The 17,015-nt window shown below is 69.6% G+C and carries 14 protein-coding genes; 6 read left to right on the forward strand and 8 right to left on the reverse strand.

Translation table 11 applies throughout. The features are described 5' to 3' along the window. Positions 1-17: 17 nt before the first annotated feature. The 4 genes from BJ970_RS26690 to BJ970_RS26705 form a co-directional block, all read right to left on the reverse strand. A complete protein-coding gene (locus tag BJ970_RS26690; RefSeq protein ID WP_312864422.1) occupies positions 18-1,535 on the reverse strand; it encodes an alpha/beta hydrolase in 1,518 nt (505 codons plus the stop codon). A gap of 122 nt (positions 1,536-1,657) precedes the next feature. Next, on the reverse strand, positions 1,658-3,034 hold the full coding sequence (locus tag BJ970_RS26695) for a pyridoxal phosphate-dependent decarboxylase family protein (RefSeq protein WP_184728749.1): 1,377 nt from the start codon (positions 3,032-3,034) through the stop codon (positions 1,658-1,660). 165 nt (positions 3,035-3,199) lie between these two features. Then, complete coding sequence (locus BJ970_RS26700; RefSeq protein WP_184728750.1) at positions 3,200-5,284, reverse strand: FUSC family protein; 2,085 nt, start codon at positions 5,282-5,284, stop codon at positions 3,200-3,202. Positions 5,285-5,469: 185 nt separating this feature from the next. Beyond that, the gene (locus tag BJ970_RS26705; protein WP_184728751.1) at positions 5,470-6,063 is read right to left on the reverse strand and encodes a TetR/AcrR family transcriptional regulator; all 594 of its coding nucleotides are present in this window, start codon (positions 6,061-6,063) and stop codon (positions 5,470-5,472) included. A 182-nt stretch (positions 6,064-6,245) separates the two neighbouring features. On the opposite strand from BJ970_RS26705, the gene egtA reads away from it, so the two are divergent. From egtA to egtD, 4 genes are read left to right on the forward strand one after another with little or no spacing between them, the layout of a single operon-like run. Further along, complete coding sequence (gene egtA, locus BJ970_RS26710; protein ID WP_184729383.1) at positions 6,246-7,481, forward strand: ergothioneine biosynthesis glutamate--cysteine ligase EgtA; 1,236 nt, start codon at positions 6,246-6,248, stop codon at positions 7,479-7,481. A gap of 17 nt (positions 7,482-7,498) precedes the next feature. Continuing rightward, a complete protein-coding gene (gene egtB, locus BJ970_RS26715) occupies positions 7,499-8,839 on the forward strand; it encodes an ergothioneine biosynthesis protein EgtB (RefSeq protein WP_184728752.1) in 1,341 nt (446 codons plus the stop codon). 3 nt (positions 8,840-8,842) lie between these two features. Then, positions 8,843-9,595 (forward strand): ergothioneine biosynthesis protein EgtC, encoded by a 753-nt coding sequence (gene egtC, locus BJ970_RS26720; protein WP_184728753.1) that lies wholly within the window; start codon positions 8,843-8,845, stop codon positions 9,593-9,595. Next, complete coding sequence (gene egtD / locus BJ970_RS26725) at positions 9,592-10,563, forward strand: L-histidine N(alpha)-methyltransferase (RefSeq protein ID WP_184728754.1); 972 nt, start codon at positions 9,592-9,594, stop codon at positions 10,561-10,563. The genes egtC and egtD overlap by 4 nt, the downstream gene beginning before the upstream one ends. Positions 10,564-10,646: 83 nt before the next feature. On the opposite strand, the gene BJ970_RS26730 is transcribed toward egtD, so the two are convergent. The 4 genes from BJ970_RS26730 to BJ970_RS26745 all read right to left on the reverse strand — a co-directional run bounded on the left by BJ970_RS26730 (position 10,647) and on the right by BJ970_RS26745 (position 14,068). Further along, on the reverse strand, positions 10,647-10,880 hold the full coding sequence (locus tag BJ970_RS26730; RefSeq protein WP_184728755.1) for a hypothetical protein: 234 nt from the start codon (positions 10,878-10,880) through the stop codon (positions 10,647-10,649). Next, a complete protein-coding gene (locus tag BJ970_RS26735) occupies positions 10,877-11,089 on the reverse strand; it encodes a hypothetical protein (protein ID WP_184728756.1) in 213 nt (70 codons plus the stop codon). The genes BJ970_RS26730 and BJ970_RS26735 overlap by 4 nt, the downstream gene beginning before the upstream one ends. Positions 11,090-11,159: 70 nt before the next feature. Further along, entirely contained in the window at positions 11,160-11,960 is an 801-nt protein-coding gene (locus BJ970_RS26740; protein WP_312864423.1) for a sulfite exporter TauE/SafE family protein, read from the reverse strand. Between the two features lie 485 nt (positions 11,961-12,445). Beyond that, the gene (locus tag BJ970_RS26745; protein WP_184728758.1) at positions 12,446-14,068 is read right to left on the reverse strand and encodes a PucR family transcriptional regulator; all 1,623 of its coding nucleotides are present in this window, start codon (positions 14,066-14,068) and stop codon (positions 12,446-12,448) included. Between the two features lie 125 nt (positions 14,069-14,193). Here BJ970_RS26745 and BJ970_RS26750 point away from each other — a divergent pair, with 125 nt between their 5' ends. Beyond that, positions 14,194-15,495 carry an aspartate aminotransferase family protein gene (locus BJ970_RS26750; RefSeq protein ID WP_184728759.1) on the forward strand — a complete coding sequence of 434 codons (1,302 nt, stop codon included), beginning with the start codon at positions 14,194-14,196 and terminating at the stop codon, positions 15,493-15,495. Then, complete coding sequence (locus BJ970_RS26755) at positions 15,492-16,985, forward strand: CoA-acylating methylmalonate-semialdehyde dehydrogenase (RefSeq protein ID WP_184728760.1); 1,494 nt, start codon at positions 15,492-15,494, stop codon at positions 16,983-16,985. The genes BJ970_RS26750 and BJ970_RS26755 overlap by 4 nt, the downstream gene beginning before the upstream one ends. Positions 16,986-17,015: the final 30 nt, after the last annotated feature.

The raw sequence follows: 17,015 nt of genomic DNA on the forward strand, positions 1-17,015 counted from the left end.
GGCGGTTCGGCAGTGGCTCAGGGCAGGTTCAGGGTTTCGGCCCGGACGTTCTGCGGGTTGCCCGGGTCCGGATACGGGTGACCCGGGACGTGGACGTCGCCGGCCGGCACCATGCCGCCGACCAGGTAGTCGGTCCCGATCCGGTCCACCTCGGCGTTCCCGGCCACCGCCCACACCCCGTGCTTGCCGGCGTTGTCCTCGGTGATCAGCACCGACGACGGCAGTGACCGGTGCATCTCCAGCGCGCCCTCGTAAGGCGTGGCCACGTCGTGCACCGAGTTGACCACCAGCACCGGCGGGAGTCCGGCCCCGGTGATCTTCAGCGGCCGCTGCCGCGGGCCGTGCCAGACCCGGCAGGGTGCGACGGTCCAGCTGTTGTACCAGGCGGCCAGCGGGTTCTCGGCGGCGATTTCCGTGGAATCGCGCTCCCATTCGCGGCGGCTGGTCGGCCAGGGGGCGTCCGCGCATTCCACGGCGTTGTAGATGGCGTTGCTGTTTTCTGCCGCCGCGTCCTTGGCCGACACCTTGGCGAGCAATTTGTGGTCGTCGTTGCGGAGGCGGAAGTCGGCGAGTGCCTCGGCCAGCGCGGTCCAGTCGCTCTCGCTGTAGAGGGCGTTGAAGGTGATGTCGGTGAACTCCGACGGGCCGAGCACGCCGCGCGGGGCCTTGCGCAGTTCGGCCTGGATACCGTTCCAGGCAGCCTGCACCTGGGCGCGGTCCGTGCCGAGGTGGAACACCCGCTCGTGCTGGGCGATCCAGTCGAAGTACTGGCCCAGCCGCCGCTGCGCGGCGATGTCCTGGTTGAGGTTGTTGCGGTACCAGACCTCGGAGGTGTCCGGGTTGACCGCGCTGTCCAGGATCATCCGGTCCACGCGTGCCGGGAACAGTTGGCCGTACACCGCGCCCAGGTAGGTGCCGTAGGAGTAGCCGAGGTAGCTGATTTTCTGCTCGCCCAGCGCTTTCCGAATGCTGTCCATGTCCTGGGCGTTGGTCAGCGTGTTCAGGTGCGGCAGGTACTTGCCGGCCCGTTGCTGGCAGCCGTCGGCGTACTCCTGCGCACGCTGCCAGTTTTGCTCCCGGGTGTACGGCGAGTCCGGGTCGGGCAGCGGGTTCTTCCAGTAGGTCGCCGGATCTACGCAGGTGATCGGGGTGCTGTGCCCGGTGTTGCGGGTGTCGAAGCCGATCAGGTCGTAGGAGTCCAGCACCTGGGCGGGCAATTTACCGGCGAGCGCGCCAGCGAAGGTCACGCCCGCACCGCCCGGGCCGCCGGGGTTGATCAGCAGCGAGCCCCGGCGAGCCTCGGGCTTGCGTGCGGGCAACTTCGAGATCAGCAGTTGCAGCTTCTCACCGTGCGGCGCGCCATAGTTCAGCGGCACGTCGAGGTTGGCGCACTGTATTTGCGGGAAGGGCCGGCTGATGTCCTCCGGACACGCCCCGAACTGCAGGCCGGGCGAGGCCTGGGCGGTCATCCCCGGGACAGCGGTGCTGGCCAGCACCGCCGCCCCGGCGAGACCGAGTGCGATCGAGCGCTTCACTGGTGTCTCCTCACCGAATGGAACCGGACAGCCTCGCAGCGTAGTTGATCCAAGTCGTTGCGCACCTATTTTCGAAAGCCCGTATTGCCGGGTCGATTCGAATGTCCGATAAGGACGGACGGTTACCCTCGCAGGACATCCGCAATGCGAACAATGTCCGTGTCGGTGGTGCGCCAGTTGCTGAACGCCGCCCGCAGGCCCGGCGTTCCCTTGTAGACGGTCGGGGTGAGGAACGCGACCCCGGATTCGGTGACGGTGCGCGCCAGCTCGGCGACTCGCTCCGTCGTGGGAGCACCGGCGAGTGTGAAGCAGACGACGTTGAGGCGTACCGGTGCCAGCAGCCGCAGGTGCGGCATCTCCTCGATGCGCTCGCCGAGTTCGCGCGCCAGTGCCACATCGCTCTCGACGATCTCGCGGTGCCCCTGCCGCCCGTAGGCGGCGAGCGTGAACCACGCCGGCAGGGCGCGCAGTCGACGCGAATTCTCCGGCGTGAGGTGCATGAAGTCCGGATCGTCGGTGGGCAGGCCCAGATAAGCGGCCGAATTCTGGAAGATGCGCACCTGAAGGTCTCGGCGACGGGTGAACTGGATCGCGCTGTCGTAGGGCACGTTCAGCCATTTGTGCAAGTCCGCGCACACCGAGTCGGCTTCGTCGAGCCCGGCGACCAGCTCGGCGTATTGCGGGGACACCGCCGCGAACCCCCCGAAGGCGGCGTCGACGTGCAGCCAGAAGGGATAGCGCCGCCGCAGGGCCGAGATCGCCCGCAGGTCGTCGAAGTCCACGGTGTTGACGGTGCCCGCGTTGGCCACCACGACACCGGGGCGACCGTTCAGCGCGGACAGTTCCGCAGCGAGCCGATCGACGTCGACGGCCTCCCGATCCGGGAGCGTGGCCACCTCGCGAACGCACCCACGACCCAGGCCCAGCATCGCGAGTGCTTTGTAGACACTCGTGTGCGGACTGCCGGACAGCACCGGCAGGTTCCCGAGCGCCGCAACTCCGTCCCGCGCCACCGAAACCCCGATCCGCTCGCCAGCCCATTCGCGGGCGAGGGCCAATCCGACGAAGTTCGACATCGTGGCGCCGGTGACGAACGCACCGGCGTGCCCCGCGCTCAGGCCGAACAACTCGCGCAGCCAGCCGACCGCTTCGCGTTCCAGGGCCAGCGCCGACGAGTCACCGGCGATTACCGCGTTCTGGTCGAACGTGCTGGTCAGCCAGTCTCCCGCGAGGGAGGCCGGGGTCGCGCCGCCGGTCACGAACCCGAGGTAGCGCGGTCCTGCGCTGCCCGAGAAACCGGGTGCCCAGTGGCTCCGGAAGCGTTCGAGCGCGCCCTCGGTGCCCATCCCCGAGTCGGACAGCGGCGTCGGCCTCGGTGCCTGCGGCGGGACCGCGACCGGCCGGTCCGCGATCCCGGACAGCACCTCGACGGCATATCGCCGGATGCCGTCGAGCAGGTCGGGCAGCCGGGCGAGTTCGTCGGAGAGATTCGGGTCCAAGGCGACATCCCTGATGTGGTGCGGTCCGGTGGGTAAGCGAAAGCTCGCGCTCGTGGCTGATCGATCGAGACCGGAAAAACCGGTCACGCGCGCAGGCGCTTCGCACGGTGAACGTAACTGCCACCGGGCGCGGTGTCTCGGTCTAATCCACCTTCGTTGGACTGCTCAAGCGGTGGGTTGCTTCTCGGGGGCGGCCGCGCCGAGCTCACGGGCCAGGTCTTCGACGACCTGCGCGGTGCGGTCCAGCCAGCGGATGCTGCGGTGCAGGGAAGTCGGGCCGTCCGGCAGGGATTCGGCGATGTCGTGCAGCGCGTCGGCCGTGCGGTGCGCCAAGGTGATCGCCGCCTCGAAGCTCACCTGGGCCTCGTCGGTCAACGACTCCACCGCGTCGGCCAGTGCCCACAGCAGTTCGGCCAGTCGATTGCGGGTGTCGTCGTCGACCATGTCCACTGTGGCCGACAGCGCGACCGCCAGATTGCGCACGTAATAGGCGCAGCCGCTGAGCATCGCCACCGACCGCTGGAGCTGGCTGCGCCGGGAGCGCAGCCGGTAGCTGGTCAGCGGCTTCGCGCTGTTGATCACCTGTTGCAGCCCGTCGTCGAGCTCCCGGATCGACTCCTGCAGCCCGGTGACCTCGCCGCGTTCGCCGATCTCGGTACCGGTGCCGCGCAGGAAGTCCCGCAGCGACAGCAGGAAGTCCTGGATGTTGGTGCGCACCACGGAGCGGGTTCGGGTCGGCAGCACGAACACCGCGGCCAGCACGCCCGCCGCCGAGCCGATCGCGGTCTCCCACAGCCGGGTCTCCAGCACCGACGCGTCGAAGGTGCCCAGCATCCCGTAGAGCGCGCCGAGCAAGATGGTGATGAAAAACGTCATCATCGCGTACGAATAACCGGCGAAGTAGAAGCCCAGGAACACGCAGACGAGGATCATCGCGATCTCCGCCGGAGCGTTGCCGGTGATCTGCGCGGCGACCAGGATGCCGGCCACCACGCCGAGCAGGGTGCCCGCGGTGCGCTGCCACGCCCGCATCAGGAGTTCGCCGCGGCTGTTGGTGCTGATGAACACGACGAACGCGGTGATCACCGCCCAGTACCACCGGTTCGGCGAGACCACCTGGCCGAGGATGATCGCCAGCGCCGTCGCGCAGGTCACCTGGACCGCCACGCGCAGCTCCGGCCGCCGCAACCCGGTCTCGGCATCGGCCTCGGGCTCCCGTTCCCCGGCCGGTTCCTGCGGCACCTCGGCCTGGCGTTCGCCGAGCTGACCGGTCGCGTCGGCGAGCTCCGCGAGCCCGGCTCCCAGTCGCCGCACCGCCATCGCGACCGCCACCGACCCCTGCCGTTCGATCCGCTCGGCGACGAGCCGGGTGGCCTCGCGGATCTCCCGTGGTTCGGTGCGCAGCACCGCGAGCAGAGCGCCGATCGCGTGCGGCGCGGCGTCGCCGCCGCTTGGGTGGTCGATGAGCCGCATCAGCGGGGTGAGCAGGTTCTCGGCCGCAAGCTCGACGTCCAGGATGCGCTGCCGCAGCAGTTCGCGGCCTGCCTCGTCGAGGGTGTCGAGCTGGCCGACGGTGTTCTCCAGCATCAGCGAGGTCTCGTTGAGGCGGACCGACCGGTTGTGCAGTTCGCGGCGCCGTTGCGCCGAATCCGGGTGCTCGCCGACGTCGCGCACGGCGTGCAGCAGGCCGTGTACCTGGGCGCGCAGCGTGCGACGGCCGCGTTCGAGCACGCCTTCGGGGTCGTCTCGCAGCGCTAGGAACCGCATCGAGAACGCCGCCAGCGCTCCGGCCACCGCCGCCATGATCAGCGCGGGCAGCTGGGGCAGCTGCGGGTTCAGGAACATGGCGAAGAAGTAGCCCATGAACGCGACCATGCCCAGCGGGAAGAACCGCGGCCCGAACCTGCGGACGTAGGTGGACACGAAGATCACCACGAGGAACAGCAGGGCGTGCACGAGCGGCCACGGAGCGGTGAGGATCGCCAGCAGTAGCGCGAATGCCGTGGGCAGCGGCATCAGCAGGTTGGTGACCTGCTGCTGGCGGCGGTCGGGGTCGTTGACGCCGAGCGAGGCGTTGATCGCTACCACCGCGCCGATCAGTGCCAGCGGTAGCGGCTGCCCCCACCACGCCAGCAGCGGCAGCATGATGGCGAGGGTGAGCGCGACCGAAAGCGTCACCCGGGTCGCGGTGCGCAGTCGACGCAGGGACGGATCAGAGGCGAGGAAGCGGTTCCACCACTCGCTCCACATGCGCCGCAAGCTCCTTCGAAGTGCGTGCCGGGCAATCTCCCGCGGGCGGTCCCCGTAACCTTCGGATCCGCCCCGGCCGCGGTATTCCCGACTCGCGTATGCGTGTACCCGGTCCGTGCGATCGGCTCGTGTTCAGCCGTTCGCCGTAGCGAGACTACGCCGAGGGCGCGGTCCGGCGCGCCGGGTCAGATGCCGCGGTGGCGACGGACACTTTCCTCGACGAGATTCAGCACCGCGTTGAGGTGCTCGGCGGGCAGGCCCATCGCCAGGTGCGACACGAGGCCTTCCAGCACCAGCTCCAGGTAGGCGGTCAGCACGTCCACGTCGACGTCGTCGCGGAGATTGCCGGCGTCGCGTTGCCACTTCAGACGGGCGCGGGTGGCGCTGGTCAACTGTTCGGAGCGTTGCGCCCAGCGGGCCCGGAAATCCTCGTCGGTGCGCAGTCGCCGGGACACCTCCAGGCGGGTACCCAGCCAGTCCGCCCCGGGGCCTTGGCTGCTGCCGTCGGCGGGCTCGTCGAGGAGGTTACGCATCACCTGCACCAACCCCTGCTCGGCCACCACGTCGGCCATCCGGGTCGCGTCGTCCCCGGCGAGCGCGAGGAACAGCGACTCCTTGTCCTTGAAGTGGTGGAAGATCGCGCCGCGGGACAGGCCGGTCGCTTCTTCCAGCCGCCGAACGGTCGCGCCTTCGTAGCCGAAACGCGCGAAACACTTCCGGGAGCCGTCGAGGATCTGACGGCGCCTGGCGTCGAGGTGGTCCTGGCTGACCCGAGGCATGCATTGATCGTCGCAGGTCGAGCCGCCACAATGCAATCCGTACGTACGTTTTGCTGCGCGGGTACCAGCCGATCGAGCTACCTCCAGATCATAGGCTGCTAGCCGTTGTCGGGAATAAGAACAAGGGTCGCGGTCATCAGGGGGGCGCGGTAGCGTCGGTAACCGGCCAATTTCAGGCGGTGATGATATTGCCCGTTTCGACCGACCATGCTGCCGCTGACTTTCCGACCTCGCAGGTCCGCACCCGAGCCGAGGCCGAGGCGTACGTCGCGTCAGTGTGCTTCAAGCACGGCCCTCCGCGACTGCTCGGCGTCGAACTCGAATGGACCGTTCACCATTCCGACGATCCGGGCCGAACGCTCGACGCCGCGACGTTGATATCCGCACTCGGCCCGCACGCTCCGCGCTCCCTGGTCCCGGACAGTCCGCACCGCAGGTTGCCCAACGGCTCGGTGCTCACCGTCGAACCCGGTGGCCAGGTCGAGGTCTCCAGCCTTCCCACCACGTCCATGCAGTCGCTGTTCAGCGTCGTGGCCGCCGACGCCGCCTACGTCGAGCGCCGGTTGCGCGCCGCCGGGCTGGTGCTCGGCGACCAGGGCACCGACCCGTGGCGGCATCCGAAACGGCTCCTGCAGGTGCCGCGCTACGCCGCGATGGAGACCGCCTTCGACCGCACCGGACTGGACGGCCGGTTGATGATGTGCAGCACCGCCGGGGTGCAGGTCTGCCTCGACGCCGGTGAGCCGCACCGGGTCGCGGCGCGCTGGGCGGCGCTGCACGCGCTGGGGCCGGTGATGATGGCGACGTTCGCGAACTCGCCGATGCTGTTCGGCGAACGTACCGGCTGGGTGTCCACCCGGACCCGCGCGCTGCTGCGCACCGATCCGCCGCGTACCCGGCCCGGTCCGATCACGGCCGACCCGGCGAGAAGCTGGGCCAAACGGGTGCTCGACACCGCGATCGTGTGCCTGCGCCGCAACAGCAGCGACTGGACCGCGCCCAGCGGCGTCAGCTTCGCCGAGTGGATCCACGGCGCGCTGCCGGATCCGCCCACCCGCGACGATCTCGATTACCACCTGTCGACGGTGTTCCCGCCGGTGCGGCCGCGTGGCTATCTCGAGGTCCGTTACCTCGACGCGCAACCCGGCCAGGACTGGATGTTGCCCGCCGGGGCGATCATCGCGCTGTTCCGCGAGGAGTCCACAGTGGACAAGGTGCTGGCGATGACGTCCCCGGCGGTCGGGCGGTGGGTGCACGCCGCGCGGCACGGGCTGCTGGACCGGACTTTGGCACGCGGCGCCCGCGACGTGTTCGAGCTGGCGTGTCGGTGCTTGGAGGAACCGGACAGTCCCGCCGGGCTGTCCGACCGGCTGGCGGACTTCGTCGCACGGCGGCTCGCCGCCGTCGGCGACCGCTGAAGAACCGGAGGTGACCGGTGGAAAGCACGCGAAAACTGGCCGATCTGGGGATAGCGGACCTGCGCGCGCACGTGGCCGAGGAGTTGGCGCGCACCCGGCAGCGTAGTGCCGTGCTGACCGAGGCCGTCGACGACGGGGACCTCATCAAGCAGCACTCGCCGTTGATGTCGCCGCTGGTCTGGGACCTGGCGCACATCGGCAGCCAGGAGGAGTTGTGGCTGGTCCGCGACGTCGGCGGCGCACCGGCGATCCGCCCGGACATCGACGACCTCTACGACGCGTTCCAGCACTCCCGCGCCGACCGCCCGCAGTTGCCGCTGCTGGGCCCGGTCGAGGCGCGCGAGTACGTCGCAACGGTGCGCTCGAAGGTCTTCGACCTGCTCGACCGCGCTCCGCTGGAAGGCCGGCGGCTCGTCGAGCACGCGTTCGCTTTCGGCATGATCGTGCAGCACGAGCAGCAGCACGACGAAACGATGCTGGCCACCCACCAGCTGCGGGACGGGCCGCCTGCCCTCACGGCGGATCCGCCTCCGTCCGATGTGGACGCCGGGCTGCCGCCCGAGGTGTTCGTACCGGGCGGGCCGTTCACCATGGGGACCTCCGCGGAGCCCTGGGCGCTGGACAACGAGCGGCCGGCGCACCGGGTGCACGTCGAGGACTTTTACCTCGACACCACCCCGGTCACCAATGGCGCGTACCTGGCGTTCATCGACGCCGGCGGGTACGACGATCCGCGCTGGTGGAGCGACGGGGGCTGGGCTTACCGGCAGCGAACCGGCATGCGGGCGCCGCGGTTCTGGTGGCACGACGGCGAGCGCTGGTTGCGCCGCCGGTTCGGCCACGTTGAACCGGTGCCGCCGGGAGAACCGGTGGTGCACGTCAGCTTTCACGAGGCCGAGGCGTACGCGGCGTGGGCGGGCAAGCGGTTGCCCACCGAAGCCGAGTGGGAGAAGGCAGCGCGGTTCGATCCCGCCACCGGCCGGTCCCGGCGGTACCCGTGGGGCGACGACGAACCGGGGCCCGAGCACGCCAACCTGAGCCAGCGGCACCTGCGACCGGCGCCCGCCGGGGCGTATCCGGGCGGGGTCGCGCCGTGCGGCGCGCGGCAGCTGATCGGTGACGTCTGGGAGTGGACCGCCACGGATTTCGCGCCCTACCCGGGATTTTCGGCATTTCCCTACCGCGAGTATTCCGAGGTGTTCTTCGGCCCGGACTACAAGGTGCTGCGCGGCGGTTCGTTCGGCACCGACGCGGCCGCCTGCCGCGGCACTTTCCGGAACTGGGACTATCCGATCCGGCGGCAGATCTTCGCCGGGTTCCGGTGCGCCCGGACACCACGACGCGAGGAGCGAGACTGACCGATGTGCCGGCACCTGGGGTATCTGGGGCCAGCGGTCTCGCTGGCCGAACTGCTGCTGGAACCGGACCACTCACTGCTGGAGCAGTCGTGGGCACCCAACGACATGCGCGGCGGCGGCACCGTAAACGCCGACGGCTTCGGCGTCGGCTGGTACCGGACTGACGGCACCGTCACCGGCTACCGGGCCGCCATTCCGATGTGGACGGATGAATCCTTTCGGCAGACGGCCGTGGACGTGCGTAGCGGCGCGGCGGTCGCATCGGTGCGCTCGGCGACCGTCGGCATGCCGGTGGCGGTCGGCGCGTGCGCCCCGTTCGCCGACGACAGGTGGCTGTTCAGCCATAACGGCCGGGTCACCGGCTGGCCCGATTCGCTGGCGAAGCCGGCCGCCCGGCTGGAGATCGTGGACCTGCTGACCTTGCCCGCGCTGACCGACTCGGCGGTGCTGTGGGCGCTGCTTCGGCAGCGGTTGACCGAAGGCACCGAGCCGGACCTGGCGGTGCGGGAAATGGTGGACGAGGTCGTCGCCGCCGCGCCGGATTCACGGCTGAACCTGCTACTCACCGACGGTACCCGGCTCATCGCCACCACCTGGTGGCATTCCTTATGGGTGCGTCGCGGCGAAGGGGCCGTGGCGGTGGCCTCCGAGCCCTTCGGTCCGGAGGCCGGGTGGGTGCAGGTTCCGGACCGGTGCCTGCTCGTCGCGGACACCGAGCACGTGCAGGTGACGTCGTTGTCGGAGGGGAAGCGATGAGCGAGCCGGAACTGGTCATCCGATTCACCGACGCCGACGCGGCCCGCGAGTTGCGCGCCGACGTCCGCGAAGGACTGACCGACCGTCCGAAGTGGTTGTCCCCCAAGTGGTTCTACGACGCGGTCGGCAGCGACCTGTTCGAGCGGATCACCGCCCTGCCGGAGTACTACCAGACCCGCGCCGAACAGCAGATCCTGCACCGGCGGGCGCTGGAGATCGCCGAGATCACGGGCGCGGCCACCCTGGTGGAGCTTGGCTCCGGATCGTCGGAGAAGACCCGGTTGCTGCTAGACGCACTGCGCAAGAACGAGACCTTGCAGCGGTTCGTGCCGCTGGACGTCTCGGGTTCCGCGCTGCGCGCGGCGGTGGAATCCATCGCGGTGGACTACCCGGAGCTTGAGGTGCGCGGCGTCGTCGACGACTTCACCAGTGGCCTGGCCGCGCTGAATGCGGGCACCGCGCGGCTGGTCGCGTTCCTCGGCGGCACCATCGGAAACCTGCTGCCAACCGAACGCGCGGTTTTCTTCGCCGCGGTGCGCGCGGCGCTGCGGCCGGGGGAGTGGCTGCTGCTGGGCACCGACCTGGTGAAAGATCCCGACCGGCTGGTCCGCGCCTACGACGATTCGCAGGGCGTGACCGCTGAGTTCAACCGCAACGTGCTGCGGGTGCTCAACCGGGAACTGGGCGCCGACTTCGATCCCGAGCGTTTCCGGCACGTGGCGCTATGGAACGCCGAGCAGGAATGGATCGAGATGCGGCTGCGGGCCGACCGCCCGATGCGGGTCCGGCTGCCGGAGCCGGGGCTGACCGCCGAATTCGCCGAGGGCGAGGAGATCCGCACCGAGATCTCGGCGAAGTTCCGGCACAACCGGGTCCGCGACGAGCTCGCGGTCGCGGGCTTCGAGCTACGGCACTGGTGGCTCGACGACGCCGAGGACTTCGCGCTTTCCCTGGCTGTTGCTCGGTAAAGCTGATCGACGCTCGCGCTGACCGTCGCGACCAACCGCACCCGCCCGATCTCCGAGCGGGTGCGGTTGGTCTTGTGCGGAGATCATGCCGGGCCAGGGAGCAGCCGTCCGGTTCCGCCGGGAGTGCCGAGACATCGCATGCACGGCATGCCGGCGGGGCGTGCCGACACCTCGGCAAGACTTGCCGGGATCTCCAGGCCACAGAACGTCCGCCAGCGGTCGGGGATGCCGGTGTCGGGGGCGGTCGCAAGGTGCGCTTGGCGGCGGGATTCGCCGACCACGCCGAAGGCGAAGCGCACCGCGACGGTGGCGCTCACGAGGCGATCCGGTTGAGCAGCCTGCCCACCGGCAGGAAATCCAGGCAGGTCGGCCGCGGCTTGCTCAGGTCGGTGCGCTCGACCGCCGAGGCGGTGCGTCTATGGCGGGTGTCGATGGACTCGCTTTCCGGTCGGCCTTGCGGTGGTATTCCGCCGACCGGGTGCCGCTGGTGTTCGGCCGGTTGACAATGATGTTGGGGTTGAAACATTTTCCCCACCTCCGCGGAGGAGACGCACGCGCGCGGCGCGTGTGACGTGTGGTGGTCAAGCGTGACCCGTTCAGCTCAACGCCCCTGCGACAGGTGTCACTTCGTCACCCGAAGGGCGCCAACCGCCGGTGCGGGTGTGTACGGTCCGGCGTCCGATCAGGGCTCGGCTGATGAGGAACAGCGCGCTGCCACCGGCCAGGGCCAGCACACAAGGCCGCATCCAGCCCGCATCCAGGAAACGCCGCAGCGGTGTGGACAGCGCGAAGCCGACGCCCATGAACGGCAGCAGGACCAGGCTGCCGTAGACCTGGGGCAACCCGATCTGCCCGCTGACGCCCAACGCGACCAGCGACAGGATGCACCCGAAGGTCACGTAGGCGGCAAGCGTCGCGCGGATCCGCGGCCCGTCCTCGTGCTGGTAGAGCAACGCGACCGGCGGCGCCCCGATGGACGAAGCGGTGCCCAGCACCCCGCCGACGAACCCCGCGAACACCAGCGCCGGGCCGGTGGGCTGCGGCCGCCAGGACACCATCGAGGCGGCCAGGCACAACAGCACGAATCCGCCCACTGCCAGGGAAAATCCGCGGGCGGGCAGCATCGCCACGGCCAGCGCCCCAAGCACGGTGCCGGGGGCGCGCCCGGCGATCGCGTACCCGGTGCCGCGCCAGTCGATGTCGTCGAACTCGCGGCGCATCGCCAGCACCGACAGGATCAACGAAGCGACCAGCAGCGGGACCGGAACCAGTTCGGGTTCGATGATGGCCAGCAGCGGCGCGGCGAGCAGGTTCATTCCCAGGCCCGCGCTGCCCTGTACGACCGCGCCGACGAACACCACCAAGCCGGCGATGACCAGCACGAGAACCGGTGACACCAGCGCCCTTTCCGTTGCGCCCAGCGAGTGGTTGCGCGGGAAACCAGTTCTGCGCAATGGCCACTCAAGGCCAGCCGCGCACCGACAGCCACTGGGGGGAGGTGCCGTCAGCACGCGGCCAGCGGCCATAGGCTACACCCGCCCCCGGGGCGCTTTTCTCGGGTGGCCGTGCGGTTACCGCCGGTGCCGGAACCGGGCATGCTGCGAAGCGCTACGGCGCTCGAATGCAGGCGCGGTTCCTGACCAGGTGCGCGGTCCAGCCCTGGAGAACTTGGTGCCGCAACTGGGGAATCGACCGGCTTGCGAGAGCCGGAGGTCCAGAGTCGTGAATCCGGAACGCCACAGCGGCGGCAACACCGTAGTAGCGCCGCACCCGCCACGGTAGTTTCCGATTTCGCCTAAATGTGGGCGATTCCGGCACCCGAGGCGGGCTTCGGCCCACCATTCCCCCCCGGAGCTATCAATCTGGGCTATCAATCCGGATTTCACGTTCGGCTGTGCAGGTCCCAAGCGAGCAGCGCGACATGCAGGGAAACCAGTGATTCCGGTGTGTCCAGCGATACGCCGAGCAGTTGCTCGATGCGCGCCAGCTGGGCGTAGTAAGCGGTGCGGGACAGGTGCGCCGCTGCAGCTGCGGCGGACTTGTTCCCACCGTGCTGGCAAAGCGACCGCAACGCATCCAGCAGCCGTTCATTGGCCATGATCGGCCCCAGCTCGCGCTCCGCGAACGCGGTCAGGCGCTCATCGCCGCGCAACAGGTGCAGCAGTCCGCGCAGTCGCACATCGTCCAGGCGGTGAAACTCGCGGGTGCCGTCGTCGATATGCAGCGCCGCTTCGGCCACCTGCGCGGCCTCGGTGAGCGTCCGGCGAGCTCCGGAGATCGAGCCGACTGTGCTGCCGACCGCGATCACCAGCGCCAGCGAATGAGTCCCGGCCGAGCGGCGCAGATCGGCGGCCAAGCGGGTCAGCACGGCGTCGGTATCGGGCGGTTGCAGCACCACCAAGGCTTGGACCGTCAGGTCGTCGACCACGCCGACCAGCACCGGCAGCTTCGCCTTGCGCGCGGCGAGCGCGGTCGCCTCGGCGAGATCTCGGAGCACCTGCTGGGTTTCCATGGCCGGGGCAACCGTCGTCGTGGTGTGCGGGCGGACGGCGATGCCCACCAGCGGCCCTTCGAGCGGCACGCCGACGCCCGCGGCCCGCGCCGCTAGATCCGCGGTGTCGGCATTGCCCGCGAGCAGCTCGGTGATCAGCGTGCGGTGGGTTTGGCGCTCCAGGCTCTCCCGGTCGCGGGTCACCAGCCGGTTCACCGCCAGCGCCGACGCCGCCCGCTCGACGACCACGACGTGCCGGTGCGGCGGCTCCGGACCGAGCATCACCAGCCGCCCCCAGTCGTCGCCGCGCGCCCCGACCACCGTGGTCAGCCACTGCTGGCCCGGGTCGTAGGAGGTGCGGCCGGACTGCACCACCGAACGGGAGCGCTCGGACCACTCCGACAGCAGCGCGACCGGATCTTGGCCTGCGGAGTCGTAGGCCAGCACCTGGTGCGCGAGGGTCTCCAGCACGACCGGGCGACCGACGATCCGAGCCGCCTCGCGCAGGACTGTGGCAGGTTCGGCGCCGGAGATGGTCAACGCGGTGAAGGTCTCGTGGATGGCGTGCGTCGCACGCAGTTCGGCCAGCTGGGCATCGCGGATCCGGGCGATCACCGCCTCGGTGACGGTGACGAACTTGGTTTCTTCCGACAGCGTCACCAGCGGAAGATCGTGCCGGTGCGCCGCGTCCACCAGCGCCGTCGGCACCCGGTCGCGCCACCTGCGCACCAGCTCGACGACCAGCCCGCTCGCCCCGGCCTCGGCGAGTTCGCCGACGTAGCGCACCAGCTTCGCGGGCTCCTCGGGGAGCGCGATGCCGGTGGTCAGCACCAGCTCGCCGCCGCTGAGCAGCGGCGCGATCTCGGCGATCTCGGCGACGTGCACCCAGCGCACCCGCCCGTCCAGGCCGGACGCCCCGGCGACCACCCGCGGTTTGCCGCGCCGCAGCACCGGCAGGTCGAGCACTTCGGACACGGTCGGCAGCGCCAGCACATCCGGCGAGATCGGCTTCATCGAACCCTCCCCGGTGCACACACTGTAATGCTTACCGGGACATATCGATACAGGTTGTCCCTGGCAGCGGCAACCCGGGCCGAGCAGACTGGCCGGAGCAGGACATCAGCCAAGAGAGGGAACTGATGACGGAATCCTTGTTGGCCCGGCACCGCGCCGCCATGCCGAACTGGCTGGCGCTCTACTACGAGGAGCCCATCGAGATCGTCGGAGGCAAGGGACGGCACGTCACCGATGCGGCGGGCAACACCTACCTGGACTTCTTCGCCGGGATCCTGACCAACGCCATCGGCTACGACGTCGCCGAGATCAGCGACGCGATCCGCCGCCAGGTCGACACCGGCATCCTGCACACCTCCACGCTGTACCTGATCCGGCAGCAGGTGGAGCTGGCCGAGCAGATCGGCGAGCTGTCCGGGCTGGACAACCCCAAGGTCTTCTTCACCGGCTCGGGCACCGAGGCCAACGAGACCGCGTTGCTGCTGGCCACCCAATACCGGCGCAGCAACCAGGTCCTCGCGCTACGCAACTCCTACCACGGGCGGGCCTTCGGCACCCTCGGCGTGACCGGCAACCGCGGCTGGGCGGCGAGCTCGCTGTCCCCGCTGAAGGTGAGCTATGTGCACGGCGGCTACCGCTACCGCAGCCCGTTCCGGGACTATTCCGACGCCGACTACATCGCCGCGTGCGTCGACGACCTGCGTGAGGTCATCGAGACCACCACCGCCGGCGACGTCGCCTGCATGATCGCCGAGCCGATCCAGGGCGTCGGCGGCTTCGCCACCCCGCCCGACGGGCTGTTCGGCGCCTTCGCCGAGGTCCTGGCCGAGTACGGGATCCTGCTGATCTCCGACGAGGTGCAGACCGGCTGGGGACGCACCGGCGAGCACTTCTGGGGCATCCAGGCGCACGGCGTGACCCCGGCGGCAATGACCTTCGCGAAGGGGCTGGGCAACGGCCTGGCCATCGGCGGCGTGGTCGCGGAGGCCGAGCTGATGGACTGCCTGACCGCGAACTCGATCTCGACTTTCGGCGGCAACCCGATCTCCACCGGCGGCGCCAAGGCCGCGCTGGACTACCTGCTCGACCACGACCTGCAGGACAACGCCGCCAAGCTCGGGTCCCGGCTGCTGGACGGGCTTCGGCGGCACGCCGGGCAGTGCCCGCTGATCGGCGACGTGCGCGGCAAGGGCCTGATGATCGGCGTCGAGCTGGTCGAACCCGGTTCCCGGCGGCCGGCGGCTGCGTCGGCCGCGAGGGTGATGGAACTGGCCAAGCAGCGCGGACTGTTGGTGGGCAAGGGCGGGCTGCACGGGAACGTCCTGCGCCTGGCGCCGCCGATGACGCTGACGGAGGAAGAAGCGGCGCAGGCGCTGCGGATCCTCACCGAAACCATCTCGCTGGCCGGGCAGGAGATCCACGCATGACAGACATGATCAGGCACTGGATCGCGGGCAGGTTCGACGACGCGCCCCCGCAGCGCACCGGAAAGGTCTTCGACCCCGCCACCGGGCAGGTGACCAAGCGGGTCGCCTTCGCCGCGGAGTCCGATGTGGACGCCGCGGTGGCGCGGGCCGCCGAAGCGCTCAAGACCTGGCGGCGTACCTCGCTGGCGAAGCGGTCCACCCTGCTGTTCGCCTTCCGCGAGTTGCTCAACCAGCGCAAGGGCGAGCTCGCCGAGATCATCACCGCTGAGCACGGCAAGGTCGTCTCCGATGCCGCCGGCGAGGTGCAGCGCGGCCTGGAGAACGTCGAATACGCCTGCGGCATCCCGAACCTGCTCAAGGGCGGCTTCTCGGAGAACGCCTCGACCAGCGTCGACGTGCACTCGGTACGTCAGCCAGTCGGCGTGGTCGGGGTCATCTCGCCGTTCAACTTCCCGGCCATGGTGCCGCTTTGGTTCGTGCCGAACGCCATCGCCTGCGGCAACACCGTGGTGCTTAAGCCAAGTGAGAAGGACCCGTCGGCGGCGAATTTCATCGCGCAGCTCTGGCACGAGGCCGGGCTGCCAGAGGGTGTGCTCAACGTCGTGCACGGCGACAAGGTCGCGGTCGATGCGCTGCTGGCGCACCCGACGGTCAAGGCGGTGTCGTTCGTCGGCTCTACGCCGGTGGCGCGCTACGTCTACGAGACCGGCACGGGTAATGGCAAGCGGGTGCAGGCGCTCGGCGGCGCGAAGAACCACATGGTGGTGCTCCCGGACGCCGACCTCGACCTGGCCGCCGACGCCGCGGTGTCCGCCGGGTTCGGCTCGGCGGGGGAGCGCTGCATGGCGATCTCCGCGGTCGTCGCCGTCGATCCGGTGGGCGACGAGCTGGTAGCCAAGATCGCCGAGCGGATGGCGAAGCTCAACATCGGCGACGGCCGCCGCGACTGCGACATGGGCCCGCTGGTCACCGCCGCGCACCGGGATCGCGTGACGTCCTATGTGGACGCCGGGGTAGCGGCGGGCGCCAAGCTGGTGGTCGATGGGCGCGGGGTGCGGGCCGACGGCGGGGCCGACGGCTTCTGGCTCGGGCCGACGCTGTTCGACCACGTGGGCACCGACATGTCGATCTACACCGACGAGATCTTCGGTCCGGTGTTGTCGGTGTTGCGAGTGCCCAGCTACGACGCCGCGATCGAAATGCTCAACAACAACCCTTACGGCAACGGCACGGCCATCTTCACCGAGAACGGTGGCGCCGCGCGGCAGTATTGCGAAGAGGTCGAGGTCGGCATGGTCGGCTTGAACGTGCCGATCCCGGTACCGGTGTCGTACTACTCCTTTGGCGGCTGGAAGGATTCGCTGTTCGGCGACGCGCATGCCTACGGCCCGGACGGCCTCCAGTTCTATACCCGCACCAAGGTCGTCACCACGCGTTGGCCGGATCCCTCGCACGGCGGCGTGAATCTCGGATTCCCGCAGAACAACTGACGCCGGAGCGTGGTGCCGACGCCGATGCGG

The organism is Saccharopolyspora phatthalungensis (assembly GCF_014203395.1).
GTDB lineage: Bacteria > Actinomycetota > Actinomycetes > Mycobacteriales > Pseudonocardiaceae > Saccharopolyspora > Saccharopolyspora phatthalungensis.

Excerpts from the sequence above, each read along its gene's own strand:
- BJ970_RS26700 (WP_184728750.1), bottom strand. The coding sequence starts at position 5,284 with ATGTGGAGCGAGTGGTGGAACCGCTTCCTCGCCTCTGATCCGTCCCTG.
- BJ970_RS26705 (WP_184728751.1), bottom strand. The coding sequence starts at position 6,063 with ATGCCTCGGGTCAGCCAGGACCACCTCGACGCCAGGCGCCGTCAGATC.
- egtA (WP_184729383.1), top strand. The coding sequence starts at position 6,246 with ATGATATTGCCCGTTTCGACCGACCATGCTGCCGCTGACTTTCCGACC.
- egtC (WP_184728753.1), top strand. The coding sequence starts at position 8,843 with ATGTGCCGGCACCTGGGGTATCTGGGGCCAGCGGTCTCGCTGGCCGAA.
- egtD (WP_184728754.1), top strand. The coding sequence starts at position 9,592 with ATGAGCGAGCCGGAACTGGTCATCCGATTCACCGACGCCGACGCGGCC.
- BJ970_RS26735 (WP_184728756.1), bottom strand. The coding sequence starts at position 11,089 with ATGTTTCAACCCCAACATCATTGTCAACCGGCCGAACACCAGCGGCAC.
- BJ970_RS26745 (WP_184728758.1), bottom strand. The coding sequence starts at position 14,068 with ATGAAGCCGATCTCGCCGGATGTGCTGGCGCTGCCGACCGTGTCCGAA.
- BJ970_RS26750 (WP_184728759.1), top strand. The coding sequence starts at position 14,194 with ATGACGGAATCCTTGTTGGCCCGGCACCGCGCCGCCATGCCGAACTGG.
- BJ970_RS26755 (WP_184728760.1), top strand. The coding sequence starts at position 15,492 with ATGACAGACATGATCAGGCACTGGATCGCGGGCAGGTTCGACGACGCG.